Genomic DNA, 12791 nt, shown 5'->3' with positions numbered 1-12791 from the left:
GGAATATATTGGAAAACCTAGAAATAAATAGAAAGTTGGAGGTAAATGATATGAAAAATTGGATTATTTTGCTTTGCACTGTATTGATAGTTTATCTGGGGGTTTCTATGCCCGTTTATGCCGAGGAAGATAAATCGGATAAGAAAAAAACTGATTCATTAAATCTAGCATCAAAAGCGAAATCTGCTATATTACTTGAACAGGATACAGGCACAATACTTTATGATAAAAATGCACACGAAAAGCTTCCACCAGCTAGTATGACGAAACTAATGACGCTTTTATTAATTATGGAAGCTTTAGATAATGATAAACTTCAATTAGATGAAAAAATTCGCATCAGTGAAAATGCAGCATCTATGGGCGGTTCCCAGATATTCCTGGAAGCGGGCGAAGAAATGTCCGTTAACGATCTGTTAAAGGGTGTTGCAATCGCTTCTGGAAACGACGCGAGTGTCGCTCTTGCTGAACGGATCGCTGGAAGCGAAGAAGCTTTTGTTAAGAAAATGAATGAAAAAGTAAAAGCCTTAGGACTAAAGGATACCAAATTCCAAAATCCAACGGGTTTACCTGCAGAAGATCACTATTCAACGGCATATGATATGGCCGTTATTGCACAGCATTTGTTAAATTATGAAACGATAACGGAATATACTTCTTTATATGAAGATTATTTAAGAAAGGGTAAAGAAGATGAATTCTGGTTAGTAAACACAAACAAACTAGTGAGATTTTATCCTGGGGTTGATGGATTGAAAACAGGTTATACCAGTGAGGCTAAATATTGTTTAACTGCTACCGCAAAAAAGAACGACATGAGGATAATAGCAGTAGTAATGGGAGCAGAATCACCAAAGATTCGTAATTCTATTGTATCAAACATGCTGAATTATAGTTTTCAACACTTTGAAACAACGAACCTTTACAAAAAGGGAAAACAAGTAGCAAATTTACATTTACTTAAAGCTAAAGAGAGTGACACAAAAGTTGTTGCATCAGAGTCAATTAGTGTTGTCTATAAAAAGGGAGAGAAACCTGAGTTTAAAACAAACGTACAACTAGAACAATCAATTACGCCACCACTGAAAAAAGGAGAAAAAGTTGGCAGTCTGATTGTCAAAGACGGTAATAAAACCTTGTCTAAAACACCATTAGTAGTTAAAACTGAAACGGAGACTGCAAGTATATTTGTACTTTTCAATCGTACCTTACAAAAAATAGCTAAATACAACTAGTTTTGTCGAAACGATACTTCTTTTGGCACTTTGCAGGAAAACCGTAGCCGTATAAAGAAAGTAATCCATATAACTTATTGTAAGGAGGGGAATTTGTGGGGATGATTTCTACATTTGAAGTAAATGAAGATGTTCTGATTGTACGTTTAGAAGGGGAATTGGATCATCATGAAGCTGAGGGATTAAGAAACGAATGGAAAAATAGGATAGAAAAGAACGCTGTAAGGCATGTTATTTTAAATCTTGAATCCGTTACATTCATGGATAGTTCTGGGTTAGGTGTTGTTTTAGGAAGATATAAAGAAGTATTACAGTTAGGTGGAGAAATGGTGGTTTGTTCTATTTCACCGCCAGTAAAACGACTTTTTGAAATGTCCGGTTTATTTAAAATAATCCGCTTAGAAGAAGATGAACGCAGTGCACTTTTTACCTTGGGGGTGGCTTCATGAAGAATGAAATGTATGTAGAGTTTTCTAGTATCAGTGAAAATGAATCATTTGCACGCGTACTTGTCGCATCTTTTATAGCACAGCTAGATCCAACCATGGATGAATTAACTGAGATTAAAACAGTTGTTTCTGAAGCGGTAACAAATTCAATTATTCATGGTTATAACAATGAGCCTGACCACAAAATAGCTATTGAATGTAAATTGTACGATGATGAAATTGAGCTTATCATCAAGGATAAAGGAATTGGCATCGTGGATATTGAAGAAGCCCGCCAGCCTTTATTCACATCCAAGCCTGAGCTTGAACGTTCAGGAATGGGTTTCACCATAATTGAAAACTTTATGGACTCCGTTAATGTGATTTCAACCGTACAAGAAGGCACTACAGTTATAATGAAAAAGCAGTTAACAAATAGTAAAACGGTTTGTAAATAGGGCTATGTCGATGGATGTAAAGCAACAAAAACGTGAAGCGCAATTAACGGATAAAGAAGTGAAAGCATACATTCATAAAAGTCAAAATGGTGATAAATCAGCAAGAGATATATTGGTTGAAAGAAACGTCAGGTTGGTATGGTCAGTTGTTCAACGATTTATTAATCGAGGATATGATTCAGATGATCTTTTTCAAATCGGCAGTATTGGATTAATTAAATCGATTGACAAGTTCGATTTGTCCTATAATGTCAGGTTCTCAACCTATGCTGTTCCAATGATAATTGGAGAAATTCAACGTTTCATCCGGGATGACGGCAGTGTTAAAGTTAGTAGATCTCTAAAGGAAACTGGTAATAAGGTACGTAAAAAGAGAGATGAACTTACCAAAGAACTCGGACGATCGCCAACCGTTAACGAAATTGCCTATATATTAGAAATTACACCTGAAGAAGTAGTACAAGCTGAGGAAGCTACGAAAACACTTCATTCCATCCATGAAACTGTATTTGAAAATGATGGAGACCCAATCACTTTATTGGACCAAATTGCAGACCAGGATACCAAATGGTTTGATAAATTATCACTACAAGAAGCTATCAGAGGATTAAATGAAAGAGAACGACTTATTGTATATTTGCGTTATTATAAAGATCGAACACAATCAGAGGTTGCCGAAAGACTCGGAATATCGCAAGTCCAGGTTTCTCGATTAGAGAAGAAAATTTTAGACGAAATGAAAAAAGTAATGGATTAAATGTACATAGAGGACACCGCATATTGTGGTGTCCTTTTTTTTGGCTATAGATCAAGTTTTCTAATAATAGTTTTTCTTAAATCAATCGTGATAAAAATAGCAAATTGACAGACACTATTCTATATACACAAAAACGAGGTGAGTGACGGGTTATGGAAATTGTCTACTTACGTATGAAAAAAAGTATTACGGTTGATAAGTTACAATACGTTAAATTAAAGCATATTGCATATACCTCTGGGCCCGCTGAAATCAAAAGTGAGTTGGAAGATACACTTATTTACCGAATCACACCAAAGGACAATAATATAGTCATAGTCGATAGTTTTTTAATTGTTGATCACCTATCTAAGTTATGGTCTGATTTGGAATTTCAATTAATTGGACCCCAGCAAACGATTATACGACTAGAAAAACCAAAAAAGGATATTTCTGTTTTAGTTGTAGCATTTGTCTGGCTTTTATTATTTATTGGAACAGCAATGACAATTATGAACTTTCATTATGATGTCAGTATGCAGGAAGTTCAACAAAAACTTCATTTCCTGTTGACTGGAGAGCATAGTGAATTTCCATTGTGGATCCAAATACCTTATTCCTTGGGACTTGGTGCCGGCATGTTACTTTATTTCAATCATTGGTTTAAGAAACGATTTAATGAAGAACCTAGCCCATTAGAAGTAGAAATTTATAACTACCAACAGAATCTTGACCAGTATGTAAGCCATCATGAAAACAGATTAAATGACAAGCATGTTCCTGATTAATATTGTTGAAATAATCATTGGGCTGGCAAGTGGACTTGCAGTAGGATCAGGGTTTGTAGCGTTTTTAATGGTACTAGGCATTGTACCAAGACTAATACAACTTAGTCATTCAATGAAGTTAATACATCTGTATGGCCCTTGTGTAATAGCCGGGTCATTATTTGGTGTTTATATGTCATTTACGTTAACAACCTGGGATCAACCACTACTTGTATTAATGATTTGGGGCATCTTTCACGGCATTTTTAACGGGATGCTAGCAGCAGCGTTAACAGAAGTATTGAATGTTTTTCCAATCATTTCTAAACGAATTGGGGTGGATAAACAATTGCTGTGGTTGTTAATGGCAATTGTTTTAGGTAAAATTTTTGGTTCGCTTTTCCAATGGACCTTCTTTGTAAAATAATCAATGGGAGGAAAAAGTAGTGAGAACGAAAAAAGCTGAAAATCCTGTCTTTACAGATATAAAAGAAGTAGACACTTATATGAAAGACCGGGTAGGTATAGGTGTGTCATTTGATCTTGGTTTCCGTGAACTTATTATTATGAAAAAGAAAGTTCACTTATATTACCTAACCGGTCTATGTGACTCATCACTTATATTAAGAATTATTCATGATTTGGTGGTAGTAAACGATTCTGAAAAAAACGTAAAAAAACTGTCTGAGATAATCAAAAATAGAATACCACATCAGCAAGTTAAAGAAGTAAAGAGCATGGATGAAGTTGTGGATGAGTTATTATCTGGATTAATTGTTATTTTTGTAAACGGAGAAAAAATTGCTTACGTGGTAGATGTACGTCATTATCCCGGTCGAACCCCAGAGGAGCCGGACACTGAAAAAGTAATACGAGGATCAAGAGATGGGTACACAGAAAATATAATAGAAAACACTGCACTTACAAGAAGAAGAGTCAGGGATCCAAGGCTGAGAAACGAAATGTTAAGGGTAGGTGAACGATCAAAAACCGATGTTTGCATCAGTTATATTAAGGATATAGCCGATGATGGTCTGGTAAAAGTCATTAAAGAAAAAGTAGAAGCAATAGAGGTAGATGGTATAACTATGGCTGATAAAGCAATAGAAGAATTTATTATTAAACGTAAATGGAGTCCATACCCCCTGGTACGCTATACGGAGAGGCCAGATATTGCTGCGAATCACCTTTTGGAAGGTCATGTATTAATTATGGTCGATACTTCGCCAAGTTTAATCATTCTACCTACAACCTACTTCCACCACATGCAACATGCCGAAGAATTTAGACAGGCGCCTGCAGTTGGAACATTTATTCGGTGGGCAAGGATGATTGCTGTATTAATGTCTATATTCCTTTTACCCTTATGGCTTTTGTTCGTTATGGAACCATCACTATTACCACAACCCTTGGCGTTTATTGGATTGAAAGAAGAAGGGAATATACCGGTCTATATTCAGATTATTCTAGGAGATTTAGGAATTGAATTTTTAAGGATGGCAGCCATACACACCCCAACACCACTAGCAACGGCTATGGGGTTAATTGCAGCGGTTTTAATAGGTCAAATTGCAATTGATGTAGGGATGTTTAGTCCTGAAGTAATACTCTATATTGCTCTAGCGGCAATTGGAACTTATGTAACCCCAAGCTATGAACTAAGTGCAGCCAACAAGCTTGCACGCCTGCTGTTGGTCATTTTAACTGCTACTTTTGGCCTGTTGGGATTCGTTATAGGTTTTACTTTATTCATGCTATTCTTAACCAGTCTAAAATCAATCAGAACCCCCTATTTATGGCCATTATTGCCATTTAACGCTAAGGCAATGGTACAAGTAATTGTGCGGGTGCCGGTACCACTGTCCAATGATCGTCCAAGTATTGTACATCCGAAAAATAATTATCGACAGCCTCCAAGGAAGGAAAACCTGAGATAATAAGAATCGGAGGGGTTATCAACATAGATGCGCTGTAAAATGTCGAGATAGATGTCCTCTAAAAACAAAAGCACTGAACCCAGTGCTTTTGTTTTTGGGACTGATATGGTAAAGTATTTCTATTAAATTAATTGTTTTATATCAATTAAAGTAGGGGGAGGTTATTCCATGATTATAGATAATCATCCGTTCCAGGTAAATTCTCTTGGCCATCTAGAAATTGGAGGAATGGATGCAACACTGTTAGCAGAAAAATATGGAACACCTTTATATGTCTACGACGTTTCTATTGTTAGGGAAAATTGCAGATCATTTGTACAATCGTTTAAAGATTTGGGCGTTGAAGCCCAGGTTGCATACGCAAGTAAAGCTTTTTCATCCATTGCGATGCTTCAGGTTATTAACCAGGAAAACTTAAGTTTAGATGTTGTTTCTCAAGGAGAGTTACATACAGCAATAAAGGCTGACTTTCCTACAGAAAGAATACATTTACACGGAAATAACAAAAGCTATGACGAGCTATTAATGGCAATCAAGAACAAGGTTGGTTGTATTGTAGTTGATAATTTTCACGAGATTGAACTAATCAAGGAAATTGTAGAGAACTATAATTATGAAATAAATGTGTTATTACGAGTTACTCCTGGAGTGGAATCTAACACACATCATTATATTATGACTGGAAACGAAGACTCGAAGTTTGGTTTTAGCTTGAATAATGGGCAGGCTGAGGAGGCGTTTCTTCAGGTAGTTGAACACAGCCAAATTAATGTTAAAGGGCTACATTGTCACATTGGTTCTCAGATTTTTGAGACAGATAGATTTATGAAAACAATAGACCTTCTATTTGACACTATCAAAAATTGGAAAAATAAATACCAGTATATACCTGAGGTGTTGAACGTTGGTGGTGGTTTTGGAATCCGTTATACCCAACATGACCACCCATTAGATGTTAAGGAATATGTGTATGCAATTACAAATGCTATTAAACAATATGCAACACAATTAGAGATCCCTTTGCCAGAAATATGGATTGAGCCAGGTCGCTCGATTGTTGGAAATGCAGGTATTACATTATATACAGTGGGCTCAATGAAAGACATCCCCGGTATTCGGACGTATATTTCCGTAGATGGAGGAATGACAGACAATCTGCGCCCTGCTTTATACCAAGCGAAGTATGAAGGTGTTATTGCGAATAAGGTTCGTGAAGAGGCTGTAAAAAAAGGTTCTATTGCGGGAAAATGCTGTGAATCCGGTGATATGTTAATATGGGACCTTCCACTGCCTGAAGTTGAAGCAGGAGACATTTTGGCTGTATTTGCAACTGGCGCCTACGGATACTCAATGGCAAACCATTATAATCGATATCCTAATGCAGGTGTGGTTTTTGTGGAAAATGGAGTAGATAAGCTAGTAGTTAAACGGGAAACTTATCAGGACGTTAGCAAAAATGATCTGTCTTATGTGTAGTTTGAGGTTCCAAAACCTTGTGCTTTCTAACTTGAATATATATGATAAAGTGATAAGATAAGGGTTGAGTTATTTAATATATACTTAAAGGAGATCGAATAAATGGCTAAAAAAGGATATATTTTAATGGAAAATGGAAATAAAATCGAGTTTGAACTCTATCCAAATGAAGCACCAGGTACGGTAGAGAACTTTGAAAAGCTAGCAAATGAAGATTTTTATGATGGGTTGACATTTCATCGTGTAATAGATGGTTTTGTAAGCCAGGGCGGTTGTCCAAAAGGAAACGGAACTGGTTCTGCGGGCTATACAATAAAGTGTGAAACAGAGGGGAATCCTCATAAACATGTAGAAGGATCATTGTCTATGGCACATGCAGGTAAGGATACCGGAAGCAGTCAATTCTTTGTTGTACACGATGAACAGCCACATCTAAATGGTGTTCACACTGTATTTGGACAGGTTACCTCTGGAATTGAGCATGCAAAAGCTATGAGTAATGGTGACGTAATGAAAGAAGTTAAAGTATTTAATGATTAAAAAAGTGCGTATCTCCGATGACAAATGTAAAAAATAGTAGTATGATTTAACTAATATCAGTTAATGCTGATAAAGGATGAAAAAACTTGAGACAACGTAAAAAGAATTGGATCTTATTTTCGTCATTGATTGTTATAAGTAGCATTTGGGGTGTAGCGTATTGGCTAATATTTGTTTTTTAGCTCAGTATGTAAAGTCGACAAATAAAACTGATTAAAATATGACTATATACAACCCTTACTAAGGATGATGTTATAATGAGTAAAGGTGAAAAGCAGGATAAAGTATTATTCTGAATAGTAGGAGTAGGATTTATCTTTTTGCTCTCCATGGTAGGCAAGTTATTTTCATAATGAGGGGTATATATGTTAATTAGGTTTAAAAAGAATTTAGAAAAGATTGCAATGGGTCTACTTTCCTTTATGCCAGCTGAAAAGGAAGTAAAAAAATTGCAGCAAACAATTAAAGAATATGAAACTAATCCAGATTGGCATCTCTACTTATGGAAAGATGAAGATGTCATTGGTGCAGTAGGGGTGCGAATTGAGGACAATATTAATGCAGTTGTCCAACATATTTCTGTAAGTCCTTCTCATCGTAACATGGGTATTGGTAAAAAGATGGTAATCGAAGTAAGTAAAGTTTATCAGGATAAGTATGCTGTTTGTGCAGATGAGTTAACCCAACATTTTTATAATAAATGTGACGAGGCTATAAACGACGACAAATAACCTTAGAAAACTTGGCTTATCGCCAAGCCTTTATGGCGAAAGCCTTAGTTGCACTTATGCAGAAAGAAATTCTTATACTTTCTTTATTGCCAAGAAAAAGCCAGCCCACTTATACAAATGGGCTGGCTTTTGGTATAATGAAGCAGGTGAACTGAACAATGGTTGATAGGAAGGAAGTAGTGACATGAATCAAGCATATCAAGTTAAGCTAGATACTTTTGAAGGTCCGCTTGATCTATTACTTCATCTAATTAAACAATATGAAATTGATATTTATGATATTCCAGTTGCAATTATCACAGAACAATACATGCATTATATACATACATTAAAACAACTGGAACTGAATATTGCTAGTGAGTATCTTGTTATGGCTGCAACTTTAATTGCTCTAAAGAGTCAAATGCTGCTTCCGAATGAGGAAGTTGAAGACGAAGATGAAGAATACATGGAGGACCCTCGTGCGGAATTAATGCACCGTCTTATTGAATATAGGAAATACAAAGAAGCCGCTGAGACGTTGAAAGAAAAAGAGGTAGAATCTAATGAGATATACACTAGGGAACCTATCTTGTTTAAACATATAGAAACAAACCAGCCGATGTTAAATGATGATACATCGATTTACGATATGTTAGGCGCTTTAAACAAATTGTTTGAGCGCAAAAAATGGAGTGAACCTCTGGATACTAAAATTAAAAAAATGGACATCCCCATTGAACAAAGGATGAATGAGGTTTTAGATACATTAAAATTGGAAAAGCAGGGGATATCATTCTATGACCTATTTGTCTATCAGTCTCGTATACATATTGTTGTCACATTTATAGCGATATTGGAGCTGATGAAATCTAAAAAGGTATACTGTGAACAGGAAAACCATCTTGAAGGGTTACAGGTTTTTTATATGGAGGAAAAATAGTGGAAAACGTAGAATATAAAGCCATTGTGGAAGGATTGTTATTTGCTAGCGGTGATACAGGTGTAACAATAAAACAGCTTTCTAAGATTATTGAAGTGAATCCGTCAACGATTGAATATCTTATTGAGGAGTTAAAGTTTGACTATGAACATACGGATCGTGGTTTCATGATTATGCGGTCTAATGAAACCTTTCATCTAACTACTAAACCACAGCATAATGAATATTTTCAAAAGTTATTTGAAAATCCAAGAATGAATAAAATGTCTCAAGCAGCACTTGAAACTCTAGCAATTATTGCGTATCAGCAACCAATTACCAGAACAGAGATAGAAGACATTCGAGGGGTAAAAAGTGATCGGTCCGTTCAGACCCTATTGGCCAGATCACTCATACAGGAGGTTGGAAGAAAAGACACGATAGGTCGTCCAGTGTTATTCAGCACAAGTAAAGACTTCCTGACCTACTTTGGGCTCTCTTCAATCGACGAGTTACCACCTTTACCAGAGGCAATAGAAGATAATGATTTAGACCAAGAGGCAGACTTATTCTTTGAAAAGTTCGGCCATATGTCTGAGAGTGAGTAGAATTAATTTTAAACCCGCTGATCAAATAAAATTTGGTCAGCGGGTTTTTGCATTGCAAAAATATTCATATCAACTTTGTCCAAGCATAGAATATACAAACTAAAGTTCTTGGGAGGACCCCTTTTATGCGAATTACACTCTTTTCTTGCCTATTAATAGTTTTTATTTTAATACTTCCACTATACAGCCTGGCAAAGCCTGGTGTTTCAGCAACTAGCGCAATTTTAATGAATGGAAGTACTGGAGAAGTTTTGTTTGAAAAAAAAGCACATGATAAACAAAAAATTGCAAGTATAACTAAAATAATGACAGCTATAATTGCTGTAGAATCTGGAAAAATGAATGAAATGGTTAATCCTAGCAAGCGAGCAGTTTACACAGAGGGGTCATCTATTTATTTAAAACAGGGGGAAGAAATACTATTAAAAGATCTCGTTTATGGACTTATGTTACGTTCTGGTAATGACGCCGCTGTTGCGATAAGTGAAAAAATTGGTGGAAGTATGGAGGGTTTTGTCTATTTAATGAACCAAAAAGCCCACTGGATTGGCATGACCAATACCCATTTTGAGAACCCGAGTGGACTTGATGGAAAAGCGCATTATTCAACTGCCTATGACATGGCTTTGTTGATGCAATATGCAATGGATAACAAAATTTTCGCCAAAATTACGAACACTAAAATGTATAAATCTGAAACAAGGGATTATGCTTGGAAAAACAAAAATAAATTACTAACAACCTATTATGAATATACGACTGGTGGAAAAACAGGATATACCAAAAGTGCTGGCAGAACGCTCGTTTCAACTGCCAGTAAAAATGGAATTGATTTAATAGCGGTCACAATTGAGGATCCTAACGACTGGATTGACCATATGAATTTACATGAATGGGGTTTTGGACAAGTAGATGAAACGACCACAGCCTCCGTTGAGAAACAGGTAGCTGTTTCTGGTTTTTTTGAAACGCTTGAAAAAATCTATAGACAAATATTAGGAATGGATGTACATGGTTAACATTATTTGGGCTTGTATGGCAATGATTGGAATAATATATGCTATGTTTAACGGCACAATGGAGAATGTAAATAAAGCTTTATTTGAAAGTGCAAATAATGCTGTTACTTTATCGTTTGGGTTAATCAGTGTACTAGTATTTTGGCTTGGAATGATGAAGGTAGCCGAAGCGGCTGGAATACTTAGAATGTTAACAAAGGCTTTTCGACCAATTGTTGAGAAAATATTTCCGGATATACCGAGTGATCATCCAGCGATGGGTTATATTTTGTCAAACATAGTAGCTAATATGTTTGGTTTGGGAAATGCTGCAACACCAATGGGGATAAAAGCCATGGAGCAAATGAAGGTTTTAAGCGGAAGTGATACTGCGTCCAGGTCAATGATAACATTTTTAGCAATAAATACATCAAGTCTAACCTTAATACCTACAACAGTTATTGCGATTCGTATGCAGTATGATTCTGTTTCACCAACTGAAATAGTCGGGACCACAATTATAGCTACGATTATTTCTACAACAAGTGCACTTATCATTGATCGTTATTATTTTTATAAAAGTATGAAGGAGAGATAATAATGGGTTTTATCACTACAATAAGTTCCTGGATTATCCCTTGTTTTATTCTAATAGTTTTATTAACAGCGACTTACAAACGAATTCCTACTTATGAGACTTTTGTTGAAGGAGGTAAAGAAGGTGTCAAGTTGGCATTTTCTCTACTTCCTTTTTTAGTAGGGATGATTGTGTCGATCGCAATTCTGCAAGCATCAGGAGCAATGACAGCGTTTATCAGCTTATTGGAGCCATTATTAACATTCGTAGGCGTTCCCCCGGAAATTATTCCATTAGCTCTCGTTCGACCTATTTCAGGTACTGCTGCACTTGGAATGACGACAGATTTAATTGATACGTTCGGGCCTGACTCTTTCATAGGACGTTTGGCCTCTACCATGCAAGGGAGCACAGACACAACATTATATATATTGACGGTCTATTTTGGGGCAGTTGGAATTAAAAGAATGCGTTACGCCCTAAAGGTTGGACTATTAGCCGACTTAATTGGTATAATAGCCTCAATCGTAATTGTAACGATTGTATTTGGATAAAATAAGTCTTTGCGTTAGCAACTTCGCTTGCGCTTTTGTTATGTTAAGGATTATTAGGCAAAAAAAATAGGAAATTTGGTGATTCTAATGACAAACTCAGAACGATTACAAAAAATAATAGCCCAGAGTGGGGTGACGTCAAGAAGAAAAGCGGAACAACTCATTCTTGAAGGTAAAGTAAAAGTAAATAATAAAACTGTAACAGAATTAGGGACTAAGGCATCTTCAACTGATGAAATACAGGTAGATGGTGTTCCATTGCAAAAAGAAATTCCTGTCTACTACATGCTGTATAAACCAAGAGGGGTTATTTCAAGCCTGAATGATGACAAAAACAGAAAGATTGTAACAGACTTCTTGGAACATGTCCCAGAGCGTATTTTTCCAATTGGTCGTTTAGATTACAATACTTCTGGTATTCTACTTTTAACGAATGATGGTGAGTTTGCAAATTTACTGATGCACCCTAAACACGAAGTTAGCAAAGTATACGTTGCTAAAGTAAGTGGAATACCTGAGAAAAGTGAACTTAATGTACTTCGTAAAGGAGTTAAAGTAGATAATGATTTACTAAAAGCAGTCAGCTACAACATATTATCTACTGACAAAAGTAAGGGTACATCTATTATAGAATTGACTTTAAACGCAGGGAAAAACAGGCACATTAGAAGAATGATGGAGCAGATTGGTTTTCCGGTAAAAAAATTAAAACGTGAAAAATACGGTGAATTAACCTTACAGGGGTTGCAGCCGGGTGATACTAGACCATTGACACCTCACGAAGTAAAGGAAATACGACACCTTGCCAACAAAATTGTTAAACAATAGTCAAATTTGAGAGGGTC

The 12791-nt window shown here is 36.0% G+C and carries 16 protein-coding genes; all 16 read left to right on the top strand.

The features are described from left to right. Positions 1–50 precede the first annotated feature (50 nt). The 16 genes from ACOI1D_RS03935 to ACOI1D_RS03860 all read left to right on the top strand — a co-directional run bounded on the left by ACOI1D_RS03935 (position 51) and on the right by ACOI1D_RS03860 (position 12774). Positions 51–1235, top strand: a complete 1185-nt coding sequence (locus ACOI1D_RS03935; protein WP_422499374.1) for a D-alanyl-D-alanine carboxypeptidase family protein — start codon at positions 51–53, stop codon at positions 1233–1235. Between the two features lie 101 nt (positions 1236–1336). After that, the gene (gene spoIIAA / locus ACOI1D_RS03930) at positions 1337–1684 is read left to right on the top strand and encodes an anti-sigma F factor antagonist (RefSeq protein ID WP_422499507.1); all 348 of its coding nucleotides are present in this window, start codon (positions 1337–1339) and stop codon (positions 1682–1684) included. Continuing rightward, positions 1681–2121, top strand: a complete 441-nt coding sequence (gene spoIIAB / locus ACOI1D_RS03925) for an anti-sigma F factor (RefSeq protein ID WP_422499372.1) — start codon at positions 1681–1683, stop codon at positions 2119–2121. Before spoIIAA ends, spoIIAB begins: the two co-directional genes overlap by 4 nt. A 4-nt stretch (positions 2122–2125) precedes the next feature. After that, complete coding sequence (gene sigF / locus ACOI1D_RS03920) at positions 2126–2878, top strand: RNA polymerase sporulation sigma factor SigF (protein WP_422499370.1); 753 nt, start codon at positions 2126–2128, stop codon at positions 2876–2878. Positions 2879–3030: 152 nt separating this feature from the next. Further along, positions 3031–3645: a stage V sporulation protein AA gene (locus ACOI1D_RS03915; protein ID WP_422499369.1), complete on the top strand. Its 615-nt coding sequence runs from the start codon at positions 3031–3033 to the stop codon at positions 3643–3645. Then, positions 3623–4051: a stage V sporulation protein AB gene (locus tag ACOI1D_RS03910; RefSeq protein ID WP_422499367.1), complete on the top strand. Its 429-nt coding sequence runs from the start codon at positions 3623–3625 to the stop codon at positions 4049–4051. Before ACOI1D_RS03915 ends, ACOI1D_RS03910 begins: the two co-directional genes overlap by 23 nt. 79 nt (positions 4052–4130) lie before the next feature. Next, a complete protein-coding gene (locus ACOI1D_RS03905) occupies positions 4131–5561 on the top strand; it encodes a spore germination protein (RefSeq protein WP_422499505.1) in 1431 nt (476 codons plus the stop codon). Between the two features lie 168 nt (positions 5562–5729). Beyond that, positions 5730–7037 carry a diaminopimelate decarboxylase gene (gene lysA, locus ACOI1D_RS03900; RefSeq protein WP_422499365.1) on the top strand — a complete coding sequence of 436 codons (1308 nt, stop codon included), beginning with the start codon at positions 5730–5732 and terminating at the stop codon, positions 7035–7037. Positions 7038–7139: 102 nt separating this feature from the next. Continuing rightward, a complete protein-coding gene (locus ACOI1D_RS03895) occupies positions 7140–7577 on the top strand; it encodes a peptidylprolyl isomerase (RefSeq protein ID WP_422499364.1) in 438 nt (145 codons plus the stop codon). Positions 7578–7942: 365 nt separating this feature from the next. Beyond that, positions 7943–8308: a GNAT family N-acetyltransferase gene (locus ACOI1D_RS03890; protein ID WP_422499362.1), complete on the top strand. Its 366-nt coding sequence runs from the start codon at positions 7943–7945 to the stop codon at positions 8306–8308. Between the two features lie 184 nt (positions 8309–8492). Next, positions 8493–9230, top strand: coding sequence for a segregation/condensation protein A (locus ACOI1D_RS03885; protein WP_422499360.1), 738 nt, complete (start codon positions 8493–8495; stop codon positions 9228–9230). Then, a complete protein-coding gene (gene scpB, locus ACOI1D_RS03880; protein WP_422499358.1) occupies positions 9230–9817 on the top strand; it encodes an SMC-Scp complex subunit ScpB in 588 nt (195 codons plus the stop codon). Before ACOI1D_RS03885 ends, scpB begins: the two co-directional genes overlap by 1 nt. 125 nt (positions 9818–9942) lie before the next feature. Then, entirely contained in the window at positions 9943–10836 is an 894-nt protein-coding gene (locus tag ACOI1D_RS03875; RefSeq protein WP_422499356.1) for a D-alanyl-D-alanine carboxypeptidase family protein, read from the top strand. Continuing rightward, positions 10829–11413: a nucleoside recognition domain-containing protein gene (locus ACOI1D_RS03870; RefSeq protein WP_422499355.1), complete on the top strand. Its 585-nt coding sequence runs from the start codon at positions 10829–10831 to the stop codon at positions 11411–11413. The genes ACOI1D_RS03875 and ACOI1D_RS03870 overlap by 8 nt, the downstream gene beginning before the upstream one ends. A 2-nt stretch (positions 11414–11415) precedes the next feature. Then, positions 11416–11946: a spore maturation protein gene (locus tag ACOI1D_RS03865; RefSeq protein WP_422499353.1), complete on the top strand. Its 531-nt coding sequence runs from the start codon at positions 11416–11418 to the stop codon at positions 11944–11946. A gap of 87 nt (positions 11947–12033) precedes the next feature. Beyond that, positions 12034–12774, top strand: a complete 741-nt coding sequence (locus ACOI1D_RS03860) for a pseudouridine synthase (protein WP_422499351.1) — start codon at positions 12034–12036, stop codon at positions 12772–12774. Positions 12775–12791: the final 17 nt, after the last annotated feature.

The organism is Virgibacillus sp. DJP39, assembly GCF_049310925.1.
Taxonomy (GTDB): Bacteria; Bacillota; Bacilli; order Bacillales; family Amphibacillaceae; genus Virgibacillus_F.
Note: the sequence above shows the minus strand (reverse complement) of the source record. Positions and strands in the feature narration are given on the sequence as shown.

Coding starts and splice junctions, on each gene's coding strand:
- lysA (WP_422499365.1), top strand. CDS start 5,730: ATGATTATAGATAATCATCCGTTCCAGGTAAATTCTCTTGGCCATCTA.
- ACOI1D_RS03935 (WP_422499374.1), top strand. CDS start 51: ATGAAAAATTGGATTATTTTGCTTTGCACTGTATTGATAGTTTATCTG.
- ACOI1D_RS03895 (WP_422499364.1), top strand. CDS start 7,140: ATGGCTAAAAAAGGATATATTTTAATGGAAAATGGAAATAAAATCGAG.
- ACOI1D_RS03910 (WP_422499367.1), top strand. CDS start 3,623: ATGACAAGCATGTTCCTGATTAATATTGTTGAAATAATCATTGGGCTG.
- ACOI1D_RS03870 (WP_422499355.1), top strand. CDS start 10,829: ATGGTTAACATTATTTGGGCTTGTATGGCAATGATTGGAATAATATAT.
- ACOI1D_RS03860 (WP_422499351.1), top strand. CDS start 12,034: ATGACAAACTCAGAACGATTACAAAAAATAATAGCCCAGAGTGGGGTG.
- ACOI1D_RS03915 (WP_422499369.1), top strand. CDS start 3,031: ATGGAAATTGTCTACTTACGTATGAAAAAAAGTATTACGGTTGATAAG.
- spoIIAA (WP_422499507.1), top strand. CDS start 1,337: ATGATTTCTACATTTGAAGTAAATGAAGATGTTCTGATTGTACGTTTA.
- ACOI1D_RS03865 (WP_422499353.1), top strand. CDS start 11,416: ATGGGTTTTATCACTACAATAAGTTCCTGGATTATCCCTTGTTTTATT.
- ACOI1D_RS03890 (WP_422499362.1), top strand. CDS start 7,943: ATGTTAATTAGGTTTAAAAAGAATTTAGAAAAGATTGCAATGGGTCTA.
- ACOI1D_RS03875 (WP_422499356.1), top strand. CDS start 9,943: ATGCGAATTACACTCTTTTCTTGCCTATTAATAGTTTTTATTTTAATA.
- ACOI1D_RS03885 (WP_422499360.1), top strand. CDS start 8,493: ATGAATCAAGCATATCAAGTTAAGCTAGATACTTTTGAAGGTCCGCTT.
- ACOI1D_RS03905 (WP_422499505.1), top strand. CDS start 4,131: ATGAAAGACCGGGTAGGTATAGGTGTGTCATTTGATCTTGGTTTCCGT.
- sigF (WP_422499370.1), top strand. CDS start 2,126: ATGTCGATGGATGTAAAGCAACAAAAACGTGAAGCGCAATTAACGGAT.
- spoIIAB (WP_422499372.1), top strand. CDS start 1,681: ATGAAGAATGAAATGTATGTAGAGTTTTCTAGTATCAGTGAAAATGAA.